At 37.4% G+C, this 21,335-nt stretch carries 15 protein-coding genes and 1 pseudogene; 9 read left to right on the top strand and 7 right to left on the bottom strand.

What is annotated here, in order from left to right; genetic code table 11:
• Positions 1–270 precede the first annotated feature (270 nt).
• A complete protein-coding gene (locus tag NMG86_RS20715) occupies positions 271–1,767 on the top strand; it encodes a DUF1574 family protein (RefSeq protein ID WP_026796406.1) in 1,497 nt (498 codons plus the stop codon).
• Positions 1,768–1,814: 47 nt separating this feature from the next.
• On the opposite strand, the gene NMG86_RS20720 is transcribed toward NMG86_RS20715, so the two are convergent.
• Positions 1,815–2,516, bottom strand: coding sequence for a Uma2 family endonuclease (locus tag NMG86_RS20720; RefSeq protein WP_026796407.1), 702 nt, complete (start codon positions 2,514–2,516; stop codon positions 1,815–1,817).
• Between the two features lie 104 nt (positions 2,517–2,620).
• Between NMG86_RS20720 and NMG86_RS20725 the strand changes: the two genes are divergently transcribed.
• Positions 2,621–3,541, top strand: coding sequence for an NAD(+) kinase (locus NMG86_RS20725; protein ID WP_026785308.1), 921 nt, complete (start codon positions 2,621–2,623; stop codon positions 3,539–3,541).
• A gap of 119 nt (positions 3,542–3,660) precedes the next feature.
• Here NMG86_RS20725 and psbA read toward each other — a convergent pair whose 3' ends face one another.
• Both psbA and NMG86_RS20735 read right to left on the bottom strand, forming a co-directional pair.
• On the bottom strand, positions 3,661–4,743 hold the full coding sequence (gene psbA, locus NMG86_RS20730; protein ID WP_026787323.1) for a photosystem II q(b) protein: 1,083 nt from the start codon (positions 4,741–4,743) through the stop codon (positions 3,661–3,663).
• Between the two features lie 195 nt (positions 4,744–4,938).
• Positions 4,939–5,280, bottom strand: coding sequence for a histidine triad nucleotide-binding protein (locus tag NMG86_RS20735; RefSeq protein ID WP_026796408.1), 342 nt, complete (start codon positions 5,278–5,280; stop codon positions 4,939–4,941).
• A gap of 179 nt (positions 5,281–5,459) precedes the next feature.
• Between NMG86_RS20735 and NMG86_RS20740 the strand changes: the two genes are divergently transcribed.
• Positions 5,460–6,770 (top strand): D-alanyl-D-alanine carboxypeptidase, encoded by a 1,311-nt coding sequence (locus tag NMG86_RS20740; RefSeq protein ID WP_026796409.1) that lies wholly within the window; start codon positions 5,460–5,462, stop codon positions 6,768–6,770.
• 209 nt (positions 6,771–6,979) lie between these two features.
• On the opposite strand, the gene NMG86_RS20745 is transcribed toward NMG86_RS20740, so the two are convergent.
• From NMG86_RS20745 to dnaE, 3 genes and pseudogenes are all read right to left on the bottom strand, one after another.
• On the bottom strand, positions 6,980–7,600 hold the full coding sequence (locus tag NMG86_RS20745) for a GIY-YIG nuclease family protein (protein ID WP_026785305.1): 621 nt from the start codon (positions 7,598–7,600) through the stop codon (positions 6,980–6,982).
• 73 nt (positions 7,601–7,673) lie between these two features.
• Positions 7,674–8,483, bottom strand: a pseudogene (locus NMG86_RS20750) (DNA-methyltransferase).
• Positions 8,484–8,679: 196 nt separating this feature from the next.
• Entirely contained in the window at positions 8,680–12,048 is a 3,369-nt protein-coding gene (gene dnaE / locus NMG86_RS20755; protein WP_071783056.1) for a DNA polymerase III subunit alpha, read from the bottom strand.
• 46 nt (positions 12,049–12,094) lie between these two features.
• Here dnaE and menD point away from each other — a divergent pair, with 46 nt between their 5' ends.
• The 6 genes from menD to NMG86_RS20785 all read left to right on the top strand — a co-directional run bounded on the left by menD (position 12,095) and on the right by NMG86_RS20785 (position 19,059).
• Positions 12,095–13,858, top strand: a complete 1,764-nt coding sequence (gene menD, locus NMG86_RS20760; protein ID WP_026785304.1) for a 2-succinyl-5-enolpyruvyl-6-hydroxy-3-cyclohexene-1-carboxylic-acid synthase — start codon at positions 12,095–12,097, stop codon at positions 13,856–13,858.
• A gap of 190 nt (positions 13,859–14,048) precedes the next feature.
• A complete protein-coding gene (locus NMG86_RS20765; RefSeq protein WP_026796410.1) occupies positions 14,049–15,338 on the top strand; it encodes a hypothetical protein in 1,290 nt (429 codons plus the stop codon).
• Between the two features lie 83 nt (positions 15,339–15,421).
• Positions 15,422–16,489, top strand: coding sequence for an AAA family ATPase (locus tag NMG86_RS20770; protein ID WP_026785302.1), 1,068 nt, complete (start codon positions 15,422–15,424; stop codon positions 16,487–16,489).
• A gap of 49 nt (positions 16,490–16,538) precedes the next feature.
• Entirely contained in the window at positions 16,539–17,180 is a 642-nt protein-coding gene (locus NMG86_RS20775) for a DUF3226 domain-containing protein (RefSeq protein WP_330949120.1), read from the top strand.
• Between the two features lie 59 nt (positions 17,181–17,239).
• Positions 17,240–18,007, top strand: coding sequence for a YebC/PmpR family DNA-binding transcriptional regulator (locus NMG86_RS20780; protein ID WP_026796411.1), 768 nt, complete (start codon positions 17,240–17,242; stop codon positions 18,005–18,007).
• Complete coding sequence (locus tag NMG86_RS20785) at positions 18,004–19,059, top strand: retropepsin-like aspartic protease (RefSeq protein ID WP_052338550.1); 1,056 nt, start codon at positions 18,004–18,006, stop codon at positions 19,057–19,059. The genes NMG86_RS20780 and NMG86_RS20785 overlap by 4 nt, the downstream gene beginning before the upstream one ends.
• A 39-nt stretch (positions 19,060–19,098) precedes the next feature.
• On the opposite strand, the gene NMG86_RS20790 is transcribed toward NMG86_RS20785, so the two are convergent.
• A complete protein-coding gene (locus NMG86_RS20790) occupies positions 19,099–21,219 on the bottom strand; it encodes a S8 family serine peptidase (protein WP_026785299.1) in 2,121 nt (706 codons plus the stop codon).
• Between the last annotated feature and the right edge of the window lie 116 nt (positions 21,220–21,335).

The following is a 21,335-nucleotide window of genomic DNA, read 5'->3' on the forward strand; positions in this document are numbered from 1 at the left end:
CAGAACATCCAGTAACTTCCCCATTAACCTTGATTTCCTCCCCCCCGATGTCATCCCCTTCACCGGAAATAAATTAATTAGTGAGTTAAGGTACGGCTCAATAGTTCCATTTAGTATCAAAACTAATAATAATTGATCAAGTTATTACTTTTTCATTCCTTAACAGGAACATTTTGATTTATAATCGGACAAGAGAAATCCCGATTAACCGAAATCATCTAATTCCAGCTAACAATTGCTATGAGTCTATTGTCTATATTAAGCCTATTCATGAGATCAACCCGTATAAATAGTGGGGTAATGGCGATAGTTCCTCTGATAATATTAACGATTGGGTGTTCATCAAAAGAATCGTCTCAACCTTCTGTTGGTTCCCAAACTGCGATCGCCGCTTCTGTCACCCCTAATACTAAGCAGTTGAATCAGAATAAAATATCAGGAAAACCAGAAAATTTAATCTCTCAAAATCCTGCTAAATCTCAAACTTGTATCGAAGAAAATCCCTTTGATGAATCGGTTAAATTTGCCCTACAAGCCTCTAATTTAGCCCAAACTGCTCAATCTCAATCCGATTGGGATGAAGTTGCCCGCCTATGGTTACAGGCAGTGGCGTGGATGCAAGCGGTTCCTATTAATAGTCCTAGACGCACTTTTGCTGAAAAGAAAGTGGTTGAATATATGAGAAATTTAACCTATTCTCAACAGCAAGCCGCGCGTTCGGGTTCGGTTTCCCAGTTTCCTAGTTTTGATAGTGAACCCTTAGATCAACAATTAAAATTATATTTATCTTATTTGAGTACCGTGGGCAAACCTGATATTTTAATTGTGGGAAGTTCTCGCGCTTTACAAGGAGTTGACCCCGCACAAATGCAGCAAGTTTTAGCTAAAAAAGGATATCAAAATTTAAGGATTTTTAACTTTGGGGTAAATGGTGCAACCGCGCAAGTGGTCGATTATATTTTAAGAGAAGTTTTAACCCCAGAACAATTGCCTAAATTGATAATTTGGGCCGATGGAGTTCGAGCGTTTAATAGTGGTCGAATTGATCGAACCTTTGAGGCAATTATGGCTTCCCAAGCCCATCAAAAAATAGCTGCTGGCATTCGACCCCAATTAGCTAAAGCTGAACCAAATTTTCAAACCAAATGTTATCAATTACCCAACTCTTGTAAACATAAAGATAACTCTAAATTTCAGTTTAAAACTTCTAATTTTATTAAAAAAAATGATTATAATTTAGCTGATAATTCACCGAAGAATAACCCATCTAACTATCAGAATTTATTCTATCGTGCTTCAAAACTTAATTTTTCTGCTACTCTTGTTTCTTTAGATGCCATTGAAGCCAATGGATTTTTACCCCTATCTATTCGGTTTAATCCCAATACCTATTATCAACAAAAACCCTATGTTTCGGGAACCTATGATGGCGATTATCGAGGATTTAATTTAGGAGGAGAACAGGCCAGAGCCTTTGATTCAGTTGTGGCATTTACGAGTTCTAATAACATTCAATTAGTCTTTGTCAATTTACCGATCACAGATGATTATTTAGATTCTGTTCGTTGGTCTTATGAAGTCGAATTTAATCGACAAATGAAACAGTTATCTCAGGAATATAGCTTTATTTTTATCAACTTATCCGAAAAAGTATTAAGGCAATATCAATATTTTGTTGATCCGAGCCATTTAAACCGCTATGGAGCCAGTTTAGTCGCGAGGGAAATTGCCACTAACCCGACTATTCCTTGGCCTAGTGTTAGATAAAATAAACAGGGTTTATTGTATTAAAAAACCTTGTTTTCTCCCAGGAATTATTCAGAGGGTAAATCACCAAAGCGATCGCGGTATTGTTGCAATACTGTTTCCATTTCTGCTAATCTTTGTTGAGCATTTTCAGCCCGTTGATATTCTTGTTCAGATCGTTGGCGTTCCTGTGCTAATTGTTCGCTAACTTCCTGATAGGATAAAAAGGGGATACCATCGGGACGATAAATTTGCAATTCTTCCCCCGATAAATCAAAGCGAATACCTAAACGGGGACTCACCCAACCGTTAATTTCTTCAATCACATCTAAACCCATTTCCCGACGTAACCACCCTTTAAATTGATTCCTGTCCGGGTCATAGATGTAATATTCTTCTACTCCATAACGATCATAAAATAATAGCTTTTTCTCCATATCTGTTTGGGAATTACAAGGAGAAAGAATTTCAAATACAACTTGGGGAGAAACTCCATCTTCTTGCCATTGTTTATAGGATGGGCGATCGCCTTTAGGTCTACCCAGAGCAATCATCACATCCGGTGCTTGCACAATTGTATTGCGTCCTTCAACGGGATACCAAAATAAATCTCCGGCGACAAATACATTTGGATCATTGGTATAAAGTTGATCTAAATTCTGTTTAATAATAACAATCCAACGGAATTGTTTTGTATTATCAGCCATTGGTTTACCGTCACTTTCTGGGTAAATAATATCAGAAGATAGCAGAGGTTGTAGTTGAACCATAACTTTATTTTAGCTCTATCAATCTATTGTAATCAATTTATCTAATTTTGGCGACAGATCAGGGATAATAATAACAAGACTGTCAGAAATAATGGGATAGTATCATGGAAATTAAACAGGTAATTATCGCCCATAAAGCTAGAGATCCTTTAAGCAAACGCTGGGCGGAACAATATGCTCAACATTTAGAAAAGCGCGGATGTCATGTTTTAATGGGGCCCAGTGGAGCCAAAGATAACCCCTATCCGGTTTTTCTCGCTTCTCGTAATGTTTCAATTGATTTAGCAATTGTCTTGGGTGGGGATGGCACAGCTTTAGCCGCAGCCCGACATTTAGCCCCGGAAGGTATTCCCATTTTAGCGGCAAATGTGGGGGGACATTTAGGATTTTTAACTGAATCTTTTGAAGATGTTGAAAATAGTGAACTTGTCATTGATCGACTTTTTGAAGATCGCTATGCGTTGCAAAGTCGGGTGATGTTACAAGCGATGGTTTATGAAGGAAGTCGAACTAATTTAGAACCCGTGAGCGATCGCTTTTTAGCCTTAAATGAAATGTGTATCAAACCCGCTTCCGCCTATCGAATGCCCACATCATTTTTAGAGATGGAAGTGGATGGAGAAGTCGTTGATCAATATCAAGGAGACGGTTTAATTGTGGGAACTCCCAGTGGTTCCACCTGTTACAATACCTCCGCCGGAGGGCCGATTTTACACCCCGGAATGGCGGCAATTAGTGTTACCCCCATTTGTCCTTTAAGTTTATCCAGTCGCCCGATTGTTTTACCTGCGGGTTCTGTTGTTAGTGTTTGGCCATTGGCTGACACGGAACATGATACAAAACTCTGGATGGATGGGGTATTAGCAACCTCTATTTGGCCGGGTCAACGGGTGGATGTTTCCATGGCAAATTGTGAGGCAAAGTTTATTATTCTGCGGGAAAATTATTCGTTTTATCAAACACTAAGAGAAAAATTACAATGGGCTGGGGCAAGAATTCGACATATTAATAATCATCGGAATTGAAGTGAATAGGAGACTCTGATAAATAATGATTGCGAGTGAGAAATATAGGATTATAGTGTATAAACACCAAAAAACGCCCCCCTTTCGGAGAGCGTCTTTTGTATTATTTAGGTTAAAAATTAACCATTGATTTGAGGAGCAATCAAAGCCACAGGAGCAGATTCACCAGAAGCTAAGTCTAAGGGGAAGTTGTGAGCGTTGCGCTCGTGCATTACTTCCATACCTAGGTTAGCGCGGTTTAACACATCAGCCCAGGTATTGATCACGCGACCGGTAGAGTCGATGATTGACTGGTTGAAGTTGAAACCGTTCAGGTTGAATGCCATGGTGGACACACCTAAAGCGGTGAACCAAATTCCGATGACAGGCCATGCGCCTAACAGGAAGTGTAAGCTACGGCTGTTGTTGAAGCTGGCATATTGGAAGATTAAACGACCAAAGTAACCGTGGGCTGCAACGATGTTGTAGGTTTCTTCTTCTTGACCGAATTTGTAACCGTAGTTTTGTGACTCGGTTTCGGTGGTTTCACGAACTAAGGAAGAGGTAACTAAAGAACCGTGCATGGCGGAGAATAAACTACCACCAAAAACTCCAGCAACTCCTAACATATGGAAGGGGTGCATTAAGATGTTGTGTTCGGCTTGGAACACTAACATGAAGTTGAAGGTTCCAGAGATACCTAAAGGCATACCATCAGAGAATGAACCTTGACCGATGGGGTAGATCAGGAACACGGCGGCTGCTGCTGCAACTGGTGCAGAGTAGGCGACGCAGATCCAAGGACGCATCCCTAAACGGTAGGAGAGTTCCCATTCCCGTCCCATGTAGCACAGAATCCCAATCAGGAAGTGGAAAATCACTAACTGGTAAGGGCCTCCGTTGTACAGCCACTCATCTAAGCTGGCTGCTTCCCAAATGGGGTAGAAGTGTAAACCGATGGCGTTAGAGGAAGGAACAACTGCACCGGAGATGATGTTGTTTCCGTATAACAGCGAACCAGCTACGGGTTCACGGATACCATCGATGTCTACGGGGGGAGCCGCGACGAAGGCGACGATGTAGCAGATGGTGGCGGTTAATAAGGTGGGGATCATCAGGACTCCGAACCAACCGATATAAATGCGGTTGTTGGTGGATGTCACCCAGTTACAGAACCGTTCCCAGATGGAGGCGCTTTCGCGCTGCTGAATCGTGGTTGTCATGTTAGGTATGTATTGCTATGTATTTGTCGAGGTTCGTCGGTAGTTGTTTTTCTACCTTGATTACTAATATGACACAGATGATTGCGTTTTGTAAAGAGGTTTTAATAAAATTTTTCCCAATCTATGTAATCAGGAAATCTTATATTTTGATTTCTGCTATATCGGGGTGGGGCGAGATTGCCTCGCCCAAAGAGTTTAACCAGGAGGCCATTGCAGTTGACGACCACCAAGAATATGAAAATGAAGATGATCTACAGTTTGTCCGCCATCTTCGCCAGTATTAATCACAACTCGATAGCCACCGTCTAGTCCCGCGTCCTGAGCAACCTGTTTCACCTTTAACAGTAGATGTCCCATCAGTGCATGGTCTTCCGGTGTAGCATCAGCCAGTTGCGGAATAGTTTTTTTAGGAATAACCAGGATGTGAACCGGGGCTTGGGGGGCAATGTCCCGAAAAGCCAGACACAAATCATCCTCATAAACAATATCAGCCGGAATCTCCCGACGGATTATTTTGTTAAAAATCGTATCAGCCATAGGTTGATCCTGGGGTGAAAAAATTACACTCCTATTTAATTTAAGCTCTTAGCTGAGGTATTTAGACAATTTAGGAGATATTAACAATTTTCTATACAGAGCTACGCTACGCATGGCGCATCTGCGTAAGTCCTGTTCCATGTAATACTGGTTTGTTTGATAGTGTTTAGCATTTGAATATGATTGATATTTTGAGTTCGGGATTAGTTAGTGTTTGGTTGCAAATGGCGGGGATGGATCGGGCGGAACTCAATAATTCTGTATTGGAGAACTTGGAAACGGAGTTATCTCAGGTGGTGTTTCCCCAACAGCCTGATCCCGTTGCAGAAGCAGTGGTACAGCAATATTTGAATCGGTTATCGGCTAAGGGACTTTCCCAGGATGTCCAGGGGGTTTGGGTACAGTCAAGTTGGGTTCCTTTGGCGAAAAATTCCGGCACTACACCCCTGCCAGCCGCTTCTCTAACGAAGATAGCGACTTCCTTGGCATCCCTCCAGGTTTGGCCCCCTGAACATCGGTTTGAGACGATTCTAGGGGTGACTGGGCCAATTGTTGGGGGGGTGGTACAGGGAGATTTAGTAGTTACGGGGAATGGTGATCCGTTTTTTATTTGGGAAGAAGCGATCGCTTTGGGAAATAGTTTAAATCAAATGGGAATTCGCGGGGTTGCGGGTAATTTAATTATTACGGATCGTTTTTATATGAATTATGAAGTTGATCCGATGAAAGTGGGTCAATTATTAAAAGAGGCATTTAATTCCCAATCTTGGAAGGAAGAAATTATTGGTCAGCATTCTCGGATGACACCGGGAACCGCTAAACCTCAAGTTGTGATTTCAGGAAATATTATTGCTCAAACTGGGGCTGTGAATTCAACCCCAATTATTCGTCATCAGTCTTTAGCTTTAGTTGAAATTATTAAACAAATGAATATTTATAGTAATAATCTCATGGCTGAAATTTTAGCAGCTAATGTGGGCGGGGCTGCGAATGTTAGACAATTAGCATCACAAGCGGCGGGAGTTCCCATAGATGAAATTCGGTTAATTAATGGTTCGGGTTTAGAACCGGAAAATCAAATTTCTCCGAGGGCAGTTGTCGGAATGTTTATGGCTTTAGCTCGATATTTACAAGATACAAATCTTACCGTTGCTGACTTATTTCCGATTGCTGGAATTGATACCCAAGGCACATTAGAAGATCGAAAAATTCCGGTTTATACTCCTGTTAAAACCGGAACATTATCAGATGTCAGTGCCTTAGCAGGAGTTCTACCAACCCGTGACCGAGGTTTAGTTTGGTTTGCTATTATTAATCGAGGCACAAATTTAGATGGGTTAAGAGCAGATCAGGATTTATTGTTACAGCAATTAGTGAGTAAATGGGGTTCTCCTGATAGCTTACCGGAATTAATTCAACCACATATTGATGGTCGTCGTCCGGGTATTGGTGATTCAAATCGCAATCAGATTTTAGTACAAACACCTTAATTTTTCCTCGTTCCAATGCTCTGCATTGGAATGCTAATTTTGAGGCTCTGCCTCAAATTATAACAGGAGGCAGAGCCTCCTTAATATCATTTCTAGGTAGAACCTAGAAACGAGGGAAAAATCGTCCCAACGTATTCGGTAACATCTGTAAATCAATTAGGATTAATTTCTTTCATAAACTTCCTATAAAAAATTTATAAGAAGTTTTTTCAATTTTCACCATACTTGATAAAAGCAGCTTTCCATCCACTCGGAGGAGGCCAATCTACACCTATTATTTCTAGGTCTTTTCTTGTCCATCCTCCTTTAGAAGTTTGCAAAGAATTAACTAATTTTTCTCTGGCTTCTGGAGTAATAGGAAGTTCTAATTTTTTTTGTTTTTCTACTAATTGTGAAGGAATTTGATCAGGATTTACTTTTTTAGTGTTTTCTGTATCAGGATTTCTTGACCACGAATATAATCCTGTTTCTTGATCGAATGTAAAGTGAATTCCTTTAGCTTTTAACCGCTTGCGATGGCTATGGTTATAGACTCCAAAATCAACGCAAGTAAGATAAATATCTTTTAAATCATTCAAATATTGATTATCAACTATTTCTTCTGAGGGAATAATTTCAAAAACTTGGAAAACAAAATTTTCTTTGCCATACTTAATAACATCTTTAACTAGGGATAGATTGCCAGGATTGCCATTATTTTCAAAGGCACGAGCATGATTTTTATAAGCATTATATAAATTGGTTGTTTGACCGATATAAAATTTTTTTGTCAATTGATTAATAATTCCATAAATTCCGGGTTGACGAGGAATTTTGTGTTGAGGACTCATTGTTAAATAGCTTTAATCTATACCTACAAGAATAATAATAACTTAAAAAGTGGCTTTAGTGGGTTTAAACTGATCAATAATGATTTTGTATTCTTTGAGTTGCAATTTCACAATATTCGGGTTTAATTTCAAAACCAATTACCTGACGATTTAAACTTAAAGCTGCGATCGCAGTTGTTCCAGAACCCAAAAAAGGATCTATAATTAAATCTCCCTCATAAGAAGATGCTTTAATAATCCGATCGATAACAGTAATAGGAAATTGTGCCGGATGAGAAGTTCGTTCTTTAGATGCGCGATTTTTACCGGATGTTACTTTAGGAAATGACCAAACATCCGTCGGATTTTTTCCTAATGGATTAACTTTAATTTTACCATTTTTCTTTTGATTCGGATATTTGACATTAGGATCTCGAATATCATCTAAATTAAAAATATAATTATTAGGATCTTTGACATACCAGAGAAATTTTTCGTTTCGAGGTGAAAAGAATTTTTTTCCAGCAACTCCTGCTCCATAATTCTAAATAATTTCTTGAATCAAATAAAAAGGTATTTTATCCCATAGTAAATAAGGAATCGGAATTGCCTTAGCAACACCAGGAATAGAAGTATAACCTAAGTTTAACCAAAATGCCCCATTAGGATTAGTTACTCGATAAATTTCTTGAATCCATTCTATACACCAGCTTAAATACTGATTGAGAGGCAGACATTCTTCATATTCTTTCCCAATATTATAAGGAGGACTTGTAACAGTTAATTGTAAGCTATCAGAAGGGATCTTTTTTAAGACTTCTAAGCAATCTAAATTATAAATCAAGCAATTATTTGATTTATAATAAGGTTCACCCAAAATTTCAATCACTTCAGTTAAATTCATTTTTTGCCTTGAGGATATAGAAAAAATTGAATCAATCTAATTATAGCAAAATAATTAAATTTTGTATCAAAAGCAGTAATGATTTTTCTAAAATATGCTAAGCTTGTTTATATATATGGCGACTGCATCACGTTACAAAAGCCATGGAAAACCCCATGCTTACATTATGACTTGTTTGGGAACTTAGTTATAGATTTTAATTAAAATTAATCTGTTGTAAATCTAACTCTTTTTCAAAAATTTCATCAATAGGTAACATTTGACCCTGAACAGTCATAAATTTATGATCTTTTGTCGCTCGAATAACTGAACCATCTTCTAGGCAATATTCAAAAACTTCTTGTTCACCTCGATGATGCCATTGAGCAATCGGTTGAGTATAGACATAACCCTGATTATTAACAGTATAAACTGTACATTCTATTTTTTCCTTAACAATTTTACCGATGGGCATTAACCCATATTCAACAGTCAAAATTTCTGTATCATAACTTAAACAATACTCCGCGAATTGAACCATTTGCTCAAATAACTTTTCTGCCAATTTTTGCACGACTCCATTTTTGGTTGCACCGTCAATAAAGAGTTCCCTTTGCTTCTGCATTTCTTCTGCTTTCTTTTTACCCATACAGTTGTGGGCAATAAAATTATTAGCAATAAAATTATGAGTTTCAGGAATGCTTAAATCAAACACTTCTTCTTTGCCTATATACTCAATTCCAACAATTTCATCCCAAAAAACATCCGATTCCGCGATCGCTTTTAATTGGTCATTTTGAAATGCAATCGCAAAATTTTCTACACGATGACGAGATAGACTACGAGAGGGTGTTTTCTGGAAATTTAAACCAGAAGACATAGTACCCCTTGCCACTCCCACAGTCTGATCAATTTTATCCCATGTCATCCTAGTTGCTTTTTTTGCCTGAGCAATTAATGTAATAACTTCCGGTGGAATTGTATGTTTTGATTGATTTTGAGCATCTGATATATTACTTTGATTCGTAATCGGGATAGTTTTGGCTAAACCCACGCGATCGCCAATTTCAAAGGACTTTAATGGTTGCCATCCTAAGACTGTATAGAAAAGATGATCGTCAGTGGCTTTAATTTGGTGATTCGTTTTCGTGGTAATTTGCCAAATATCCCGAACTCCATTCGGATGAATTTCCGTGATTGGTTTTTGAGTAATTTTTTGAGTATTAAGATTAAGAGAAAAGACTTTTCTACCTAACCAATATTCAGGAGATTGTGCAATTTCTTTTAAGGAAACTAAGTTTCCGGTAGCAGCATCTAAAATTTGCGTAGATCCACTCAAACATCGGCGAAGAATATCCGCTTGACCTAAAGAATAGCCCGCTAAATCTTGAGCTAATCTCATAATTTGTTCTTGAAAACATAAAATTCCATAGGTTTCTTTTAAAATTGGCTCTAACAGTGGATGATCATATCTAATTTCATCCCGTCCATGTTTACGATCAATAAATTGGGGAATTAAACCCGCATCTAACGGCCCCGGACGATACAGTGCTAAAATAGAAGAAATATCATCTAAACAGGAAGGTTTGAGTTTTTTAACAATATCTATCATCCCAGAAGATTCTAACTGAAAGATGCCATCTAAATCTCCTTTTTCTAGTAATTTATAGGTTTTTAGCACATCTTCAGGTAACTTTTTATGGGTTTTATAGGCATCTTGGGCTTTTCTTTCGATATCAGAAGGCAGTTTTTCGGGATCAATTTTATAGCCATATATTTCTTCAATATAATTAACGGCTTTTTGAATCATGGTTAAATTTCTTAACCCTAAAAAATCCATTTTTAATAGCCCAACGGCTTCTAAATCCTCCATATAATATTGAGTAATTACCGCCCCATCATTATTGCGTTGTAACGGAACAATTTCATCTAAAGACTGTTTAGAAATCACCACCCCTGCCGCATGAACTCCGAAGGTTTTATTAGTTCCTTCAATCCGAATTGCCATATCTAACCATTGTTTAACTTTAATTGTTCCCACTTCATCCCCAGCATCATTATGAATAGCAACATCTTCATTATCATAGGCTTCTTTGAATTCTGGCGCGGGACTTTGATCGGAAATCATCACTTTCAAACGGGCTGGTTTTCCCCGTGAAACCGGAATTAATTTCGCCATTTTATCCGAATTTTTATAGGAAATTCCTAATACCCGGGCGACATCTTTTAACACAGCTTTAGAAGTCATGCGGTTAAAAGTAATAATTTGGGCTACCTTATCGTCTCCATATTTATCAGTAACATATTTAATCATTTCATCTCGTCTTTCAATACAGAAATCCGTATCAATATCAGGCATAGATTTCCGTTCAGGATTTAAAAATCTTTCAAATAATAAACCATGATAAACCGGATCAATATTAGTGATTTTTAAAGCATAAGCTACTAATGATCCCGCAGCCGAACCTCGTCCTGGCCCGACGGCAATATTGTTATCTCTGGCAAATTTAATATAATCCCAAACCACCAAAAAGTAAGTCGAAAAACCCATCTGTTGCATCATTTTAAGCTCATATTCTAAGCGCTCTTTATAAACAGGTTTAATCTCGCTTCTGGTTTTAGCATTCATTCTTTGTAGTAACCCTTTCCAGGTAACTTCTTCTAAGTAAGTATCCGCCGTATGATCGGGTGGAATTGGATAGTCAGGGATACGAGGTTCTCCCAAAATGCCCTTATAGGGTTCAACTTTATTAGCAACTTCTACGGTATTATTAATCGCTTCTTGAATGATATCATTAGGTAGGTGATCTTGAAACAATTGCCCCATTTCTTCGGCAGATTTTAAATATTCTGTACCGCTATAGCGCATCCTTTTTTCTTCACTAATTAATTTTTGGGTATTAATACAAAGTAACGCATCATGGGCTTCCACATCATTACAGGAGATAAAATGGGAGTCATTTGTAGCGACAATTTTAATGTTTAATTCTTGACTAATTTTAACAATTTCAACGTTTACCATCCGATCTTCTGGAGAACCATGATCTTGAATTTCTAAATAAAAATCTTCTCCAAATACCCTTTGATACCATTGAGCGACTTCCCGCGCGACATCATAACGCCCTTGTAAAATTGCTTGGGGAATTTCTCCCCCTAAACAAGCACTGGTAACAATTAACCCTTCGTGATATTGTTCTAATAGTTCTTTATTGATACAGGGACGTGCAAAAATGCCTTTTCCTTGAAACCCTTCCAGGTGTGAAATAGTGGTTAATTTAACTAAGTTTTTATAGCCTTGGCTATTTTTAGCTAAGACCACTTGATGATATTTTCTTCGTTTCTTATTCTTCTCATCCTGAACTTTAACATCACCATTAATCACATACATCTCATTGCCAATAATGGGTTTTATTCCTTTATTTCGGCAGGTTTTAATTAACTCAATCGCCCCATACATAACGCCGTGATCGGTGATAGCGATCGCAGACATTCCTAACTCTAATGCTCGGTCAATTAATTGGGGTAATTGTGATGCCCCATCCAGTAAACTATAATCACTATGAATATGTAAACCTACAAAAGACATGGTTGAGTTCCTTAGTTAAATTAAACTTAAAATTAATTCAGATAAAATGATTGACTTCCGTAATATTAACACAGTTTGGGCTTCTGTATTAGTAGAAACTTTGGCCCAATTAGGATTAAAAACTGCTATTCTTTGTCCCGGTTCCCGTTCTACCCCTTTAACTATTGCTTTTGCTCAACATTATAGCATTGAAACTATCCCAATTTTAGATGAACGTTCGGCTGCTTTTTTTGCCCTAGGAATTGCCAAAAAATCGGGTTTACCGACGGTTTTAGTTTGCACTTCTGGAACCGCAGGAGCTAATTTTTATCCTGCTATTATAGAAGCTAAAGAAAGTCGAGTTCCTCTATTGATTTTAACCGCAGATCGCCCCCCTGAATTACGAGATTGTCATGCAGGACAAACAATTGATCAAGTTAGATTATATAATAATTATCCCAACTTTCAAACCGAATTAAGCATCCCCAGTTTGGATTTAGGATTGTTAGGTTATTTGCGACAAACCTTAATTTATGCTTGGGAGCGATCGCAATTTCCTATTTCCGGCGTTGTCCATCTGAATATTCCCTTTCGCGATCCTTTACACCCGGTATTTCAACCAGAAACAGAAGCATTAAAAGCCATATTTCCTGATGATTTTTTTGCTAAAATAAATCTATCAAAAACTCAAATTTTCTCTAATATTGATATATCTAATTATTTGAAACTATGGTATAATTATTCTCAAGGAATTATTGTTGCCGGAGTAGCTCAACCTGAAAATCCAGAGGTTTATTGTCAAGCGATCGCCCATCTTTCTCAGCACTTAAATTATCCCGTTTTAGCCGAGGGATTATCCCCCGTCAGGAATTATTATAACCTCAATCCCTATTTAATTTCAACTTATGATTTAATTCTGAGAAATTCAACCTTAGCGGAAAAACTCGCCCCGGAAGTGGTGATTCAAGTTGGAGATTTACCCACCAGTAAAACCCTGAGAAATTGGTTAGAACAACAACAACCAGATTGTTTTATCCTAGATCCTAGTTATCAAAACCTAGATGGATTACATGGAAAAACTACCCATCTCAGGATATCAATAGAACAACTATCAAAACAAATTGATCCAGCTAAATATCCTAAACAAATTCATTTAGATCAATCTAATTTATATGCTAATTATTGGTATGAATTAGAAACTCAATCCAGAAATAATATTGATAAAAAACTAAATCTAACTCAATCATTGATAGAACCCAAAGCCGCTTGGTTACTCTCTCAAATTCTACCTAAAAATACACCAATTTTTATTTCTAATAGTATGCCCGTGAGGGATGTAGAGTTTTTTTGGTGTCCGAATAATTTAAACATTCAACCCTTTTTTAATCGAGGGGCAAATGGGATTGATGGAACCCTATCAACTGCTTTAGGAATTGCCCATCATCAGCAAAGCAGTATTTTATTAACGGGGGATTTAGCCTTACTTCATGATACCAATGGATTTTTAATCAGAAATAAATTTATCGGACATTTAACTATTATTTTAATTAATAATAATGGCGGGGGAATTTTTGAAATGTTGCCAATTTCTCAATTTGATCCTCCCTTTGAGGAATATTTTACTACCCCTCAAAATATTAATTTTGCTCAATTAGCAGTAACCTATAATATTGAGTATGAACAAATCCAATCTTGGGAACAACTGCAACAAAAATTAAATCCTCTCCCCCAAACAGGTATTAGAATCTTAGAAATACCAACAAATCGTAAAACTGATACCCAATGGCGACAAAAATATTTAAAACAACTCGCAGAAGGGTTAACTTTTTAGAAATCCAGTTTATTAAGTTGCCAAACTCTCCTACGTTTTGTTATTTTCTCCTTTATGCTATAATTAGGTAATTGGAATTTAGCAATTTTGGTGATCGCTCGTTATTAACTATTAATCAAGATCCCTACCTTCTTTAATTCTCCACATCACCCCCCTCTCTACTGCTTTCCATCTACCTCAAACATAAATTATGACGAATAAACCATCATTCGACCTAGCGAAGCAGGGTGATCCCCAAGAAATTGCTAGATTAATCACTTATTTAATTAAAGAACAAGAGATTATTGCTTTCGCTGAACTCAAACAAGATTATCTTGAAATTACCTTAGAGTCTACTTCTGTTCCTCACCAACAAAAATCTGTTAAATTTGTTCAAAGAGTAATGGAAAAATTAAACTGTCCTTATATTAAATCAGTTTTAATTCAAGGTAAAGAATTAGCACTGGAAAAACCTGTTTGGACTGAATGTATTAGTTTAGGTAAAAAAACTAAGCTCGTCAAAAACAAATCGAGCTTTAATTTTATTACCTGGTTAAAATGGCCAGCTTGGTTTCCCTATCCCAATTCGTGGTTGAGAACAATTGTACTAATTATCTGGGTTATATTTATTATTAAAATAACTACATTTTGGGGAGGGTTTATAGGGGTTATTATTTCAGATATAGAAACCGATCCTCGACCTTTTTTACAAGCATTAGGAATAGCATTTTTAATCTCTGGAGTAATTTATTCCTACGCGCACCACTGGATTTTTAACCGATCATTACGATATTTTTCTCCTTGGACACCCCATTATAAAAGTTTATGGGAAGGAATTTATGCCTTAATTGTCTTCTTTTTATCTATACTAATTGTTTTAGGGGTTTTAATTCCCTTTTATCCGATTCAGGATTGTTATTCTTATATAACGCAAAACTTTCAAATTCAATATTGCCGTTTTGGAGATCATCAGGAATGGGGAAAATTAGCAGGATTATTACAGATTTTGTGCATTTTGTATCTCTATCAAATTGAATATCTAATCTGTAAAAATCCTCAAATTAAGAAAAATATGATTTTAATGGGGTGTATCGGTTTAATTACGGCGGTATCAATTCCTCTGTATTCTAAAAATATAGAAAATATTCAAAATTTAGGTTCTTGGGTTGTTTCTTATCTTCCTGAATGGGGGCGAACTGAAAAAATTGAAACGGTTAATAAAACTGAGGTTTCAACTATTCTTAATCAAAATAGTGAAACCCCCACTGAAATTAATTATTTTCGAGACGCTATTGCAACAGCAACAAATGCTGCTAATTTAGCACAAACATCTAAATCCAAAGATGAATGGGAATTTGTAGCGAGTCAGTGGGAAAAAGCGATTGAAAATATGAAAGCTGTTTCGACTTCTGATATTAATTATAGTAAAGCACAACAACGGGTTATTCAGTATCAAAAAAATCTGGATTATGCTCGTTTGGCTGCTAGTCGTGCTAAATAGTAAAACTAGCTAGACAACTTCTGACCTCAATGTGCTAAAGTTAAAGTAGATTAGGGCTATTTTTACAGCAAAATTTGATTAATATGCTTGAAAATATAGAAATTCAAAATTTTAGATGTTTTGAAGATACTAAAATTTTAGGGTTTAAACGAGTGAATTTGATCGGGGGTAAAAATAATGCAGGCAAGACAGCTTTTTTAGAAGCTTTACTGTTGCACAACTTTCCTCGCCCTAAAAGTATAATTGAACTTAAGAAAATTAGGAGAGAGTCTTCAGAGATTTCAAAATCCAGACCTGAACGCACTTGGGATAATTTTTTTTTAGATCAAAAATATCAAGAGAAAATAAAAATTATTGGCAAGTATTCAGAAGATTTGAAAACCGTAGAGATTTATGTTTCTGATACAATTAACTCTGATTTTTTTGAAGATCAAAAAGATATTAAAAAATTGATTGAATTTATTTCTCAAAATGAATCAGTAACATCACTTAATATTAAAGTTACTCAAAATCAAGAGAGTATATCTGAATCTTCGGTAATTGCAAGCTCAAACGGAATAATTTCAGTAAGTGGTTCAGACTCAACTGATATACCTATTATCCCCTCTGGTTTAAGAATGTCGAATAAAGAGTTAGCTGAAGCTTATGATAAAGCTCGTTTAGATGAAAAAGATGGTGAAGTTTTAAAATTATTACAAATTCTTGATTCATCAATTCAAGAAGTAGATAGTTTTTCTATTGGTGAACCTACTTTATATTTAAGAAGCATCAATAAACGTCGCTTACCGATTTCACTGTATGGAGATGCTATTATTAGGGCTACAACTATTATTTTGAAATTAATCAATAACAATCATAAAATTTTGTTGATTGATGAAATTGAAAATGGCATACACTATACTAATCAACGAGAATTTTGGAAAACTTTATTTCGACTATCAACAGAACTAGATACCCAAATTTTTGCCACAACCCACAGTTTAGAAATGATTCAATCTTTTGGAGATGTAGGCTTAGAAACAGATGAAGAAATGAGTGCTTATTTTGAACTAGCAAGACATCCTAAAACTAACGATATTATAGGAATTAAGAGGGATGTAGAAACCTTAAAATATGCTTTAGAACATGGAAAAGGAGTTAGAGGTGAGTAATCTTTTAATTGTGGAAAGTAAAAATGATAAATTTTTTCTTTAAGCTCTGATTGAGGAACTAAATTATGATATTGAGATTGATGCTCCTATTTTTATTGATGACTATGAATGTTTAGAAGGATTAAGTGAAAAAAGGCTAGTAGAGGCTTTAAAGTCCTTGTTAGCTGATATTCAAAAAAGACAAATTAGTAAAATTGGAATTGTGATCGATATTGATCTCCATTCTACGCAAGAGCGTTTGCAATTTATTAATAAATGTTTGCGACAGGTTTTTACTTTAAATAATGAATTTTCTGATATATCACAATTCATAACTGTCAATATTCCTGGCTATGATTCTATTGAAATAGCTTGTTATTTTACCCATGTCGAAGGTCAAGGAGAGTTAGAAACTGTCTTAAAACTTATTAAAACCAAAGAATCTACTTATGCAGATTGTTTAGAGAGTTGGAGAAACTGTTTGGAAAGTAATAATAAATTGATTAAGGATAAAGACTATGATAAATTTTGGATTAGTAATTATCTTCGATTTGATACTTGTTTTGGTGACGATAAAAAGCAAGCAGAAAGAAAATGTAGCATGAAAAATTTTGAATATATTATGGAAAATAAAAAAGATATCTGGAATTTTAATCACTCTGTTCTCGATGAGATCAAAGAATTTTTGCACCTTTTCGTTGCTGAGAGTTGATCAAAATGTAAAATTGATTATCCTTCGTCTTATAAATGTTGTTGTAATTTTGTGTAAGTATGGCTGGACATAGTAAGTGGGCGAATATTAAACGCCAAAAAGCAAGAGTAGACGCGGTAAAAGGTAAAGTGTTCGCAAAAATTTCCAGGGAAATTATTGTGGCGGCGCGTCAAGGGGGCGACCCGGCGGGAAACTTTCAATTGCGAACTGCGATTGAAAAGGCAAAAGCCGCGGCAATTCCCAATGATAATATTGAACGAGCGATCGCAAAAGGGGCGGGGAAACTGGGGGCTGGAGCTTCCGAGTTAGAATTTATTCGTTATGAAGGCTATGGGGTCGGGGGCGTGGCGATTTTAATTGAAGGACTCACGGATAACCGCAACCGGACGGCGGCGGATTTACGAGTGGCTTTTAGTAAAAATGGCGGTAATTTGGGGGAAACCGGATGTGTGAGTTGGATGTTTGACCAGAAAGGTGTTGTTACCTTAACCGGGCCAATTGATGAAGAAAAACTTCTGGAAACCCTCGTAGAAGGCGAAGCCCAATCCTATGAATTAACGCCTGTTAATGATACCGATGGGGCAGAAGTTTATACAGAAATTACGAATTTAGAACAGTTAAGCCAAGTTTTAAGGGAACATAAATTTTATGTTGTTGAGGCGGAATGGCGTTGGATTCCTAATAATATCATTGAAATTAATGATATTGAAAAAGCCCGATTGCTAATGAAGTTAATGAATGGTTTAGATGATTTAGATGACGTGCAGAATGTAACGGCAAACTTTGAACTATCTGATGCTTGTTATCAAGCTCTTTATAATGAATGAAATGCTTGACTCCTTTGATCATAACTTTAGTTTGGGTTTTTCCCCTATCTATTCAGGCTTTAGCCAGCCCAACTCTGACTTTTTCTCGAAGTTTAAAACTTCCCTTAGTTCCTAATAATTTGGAATCAAATACTACAATATTATTGAGTATTTTTTCTTTAAATGCGATCGTCAGACTGGAGGGTTTAAATTTACCCAATCCCAAAACCATCGGTGAGGCGACAATTCCACTTCAACGATTAGAAGGAAGTCAAGTATTTACCCTACAGCTTGATATTGGGGGAAAATCCGGTAGCTTTTTATTGGATACGGGAGCATCCACAACCATGATTGCCAACACTGTTGTTCAGGAGTTGGGATTAATAGGAGAACCGATTCCGAATCAGGGGTTAGCCTATGCCGTAGCGGGGAATGATTGTCCGAATATGAATGCTATTTTACACCGTTTACCCCCGTTAGTAATTAATCAAGTTCGAGTCGAAGAATTGCGGGGTTTAGAATTTTCTACAACGGTAATTCCCGAAGAATTATCGGGAGTATTGGGAATAGATTTTTTAAGGAATTTTGATCTGAAATTAAATCCTAAAACCCGTCAATTACAATTGCTGAATCCTTCGCCTTTACCTGCTGAATTTGTCCCTGAAGCTATCCCCTTAAAAAGTCGTTTGGGAGTGATGTTAGCCTCGGTTAAAATTAATGATCAAGGGCCGTTTACGTTTCTATTAGATACGGGTGCTGATACTATTTTTATTTCTAAACAGTTAGCTAATCAAATAAAAATCAATCATTCTGATCGGCAACCGATTCAAGTTCAGGGTTTTTGTGGGTTAGAAGATGCAGAAGTTTCTCGTTTGGAAAAAGTCACAATTCAGGATTATGATCAAAATAATTTAGAAGCTGTTATTTTATCATCTCCAGTTTTGGATTTACTACAAATTGATGGGATTATTGGTCAAAGTTTTTTAAATCAATATCAACAATATTGGCGGTTTAATTCTCCTACTCAATCCCAAGACTTTCAAGGAAGTTTATTATTAGTTCCGATAAAATGAGAAACCAGGCTTATTGAGAAAAACCTGGTTTCTGTAGAATTACAATCCTAAATCCAGTTTCCAGTATTTGAGAGTTCCGGTATTCTCAGGAATAGCATCGACAACTTTTAACTGCCAATTTCCCTGGGCGGAAATATTGATAAACTGTCTCAAATACAGTGTATTTTGTAAGTTATAGGTGGTTTTCAACTGAGTTTTAATCCCTAAAGTTCGATTTTGAAGTAATACCTGATCTCCATTAGGTGCAACTAACCAAACTTCAATATCCCCCAAGAAACTATGTTCAATCTCCACCGTTACCTGGATATCCTGAATCGGACTGGTTTCCGTAATCGCAATTGAACTACTAACCCCATTTGGGTTATTATCAGGAATCTCAACACTTTGACTATTTTCTTGAGAAATATTCCGAGAAATTTGTTGCTGCACCATGCGTCTATTTTTTGCCATTTCCACAGCCTTAAACGCATTGACTTTGCCATAGCCAAACCATTGAGAATAGCCATTTTTATCATAATTTCCCATCCGAATTCCCAACTGAGGATCAGGATCAGAATCCACAATTTTATCCGCACTTTGTTCAAGAATTCGGCGAACTTCCTGGGCCGTTAAGGTCGGATTCACCGATAACACTAAAGCCGCCACCCCAGCCACCACCGGAGTTGCACTTGATGTACCCCCAAAATAGGGCGTAAAATCCGATGGATCATAACCTCCGGCTCCCGTGCGGTCAGTAGTAAAGACCCCCAAACCGGGCAACGTCCCCTTCAGGACTGGAGGCGTACCGATATAGCCCGTTTCCTGTAACCACATCCCCGGAGGCGCATTATTACTCGGAGCACAGACTGAAACCCCAACTCCCCAGTTACTATAAGCAGATTTTTTACCCAAACTATTAGAAGCAGAAACCGTAATCACATCGGGATGAACCGCAAATCCAGCCAACCATTTCACCCGACCGCTAATAATATCATTCGGCCAACCGGATTCATCGAGCATACCATTCACCGGACGATTGGCATTTCCAGCGGCAAAAACCACTACACAACCTTTGCCCTTACGACCCTTGGTTACGGCTTTACTAATCGCTGCTTTTTGTCGGGCTGAGAGGGGAAAATAAATCGCACTCGCCCCCCAACTACAGGAAATCACCGCCGCCCCCTTATCAATGGCCCAATTAAAAATCTGTTCCACCGATTCATCATCTAAAAATCCCGTTGTCCGAATTGGCATCAAGGCACAACCCGGAGCTACCCCGACAATTCCTACTCCGTTTTCTTCAGCCACCGCTACCCCGGCACAAGCGGTTCCATGATTATCCGTAGGGGCTTCTGGAAGCGGAAGATTATCTTTGCCTTTTAAGTCTAAGGGGGCAACAATTTTACCGACTCCTTGGAAATCTGGGTGATTGATGTCTACAGAATCATCACTAATAGCCACCACCACAGAACGAACTCCCCGGGTAATATCCCAAGCTTTTTCGCTGGAAATATGGGAACCTGGTGCGAGTTGGTTGCCCCCATTATGGTTGAGATACCATTGCTTATTGTATAGAGAATCCCGAGGAACATAACAGGGCTGACTTCTAATTACAATATTAGGTTCAGCTAGTAAAACTTGAGTATTCCGGGTTAAACGATTAGTAATTTTTAGGGGATTCTCAGAGGAATTAGGTGTCATCTCATAAACAAAACCATGGGGTAAACTGTCTATGGGTTTTAACTCTTTTAATCCAAATTCTGAAACAATAGACGCTCGTGTTGAGGGATCAATTTCTTCTTTAAACTGAATTGTAAGCTGATTCGTTAAATAGACGACGGAGCTAGGGTCACTATCGAGTTGGTAAACATGACTAGCAAATTTAATATTCTCAGAATTCCGCGCTAATTCCATTGCTTCGTCTAGTTGCTCAGAAGCCACTTGTAATTCCTCTAAGGAAGGGGGAACACTGCTGGCGTGTTGCATCGGAATCGGCGGCTGGGGTAAGTCTTTGATTTGGGTGTCAGGAGAGGATAGTTTGACGGTAAAACGGTCGGGGACTTTATTCAGGATTAATTCTTCGCCCCCCCGTTGCAAAACAAAGCCAATACTCTCGTCAGGAACACCAATGCCCTGATAGTTTTGTTGTGGAACGTTTGATGAGTTAACTGATGATGTCATAATTTAATCTATCCTTATCTCCTTAAAGGTTTAAATCTCGCTTAATCAAGTTCAGATAGATTTATTCTGAACGGTGTGGGAGATGATCGATCTATTCATGATCCCCTCCCCCCAAA

The sequence above is a fragment of the Planktothrix rubescens CCAP 1459/22 genome (assembly GCA_904830895.1).
Lineage (GTDB): Bacteria > Cyanobacteriota > Cyanobacteriia > Cyanobacteriales > Microcoleaceae > Planktothrix > Planktothrix agardhii.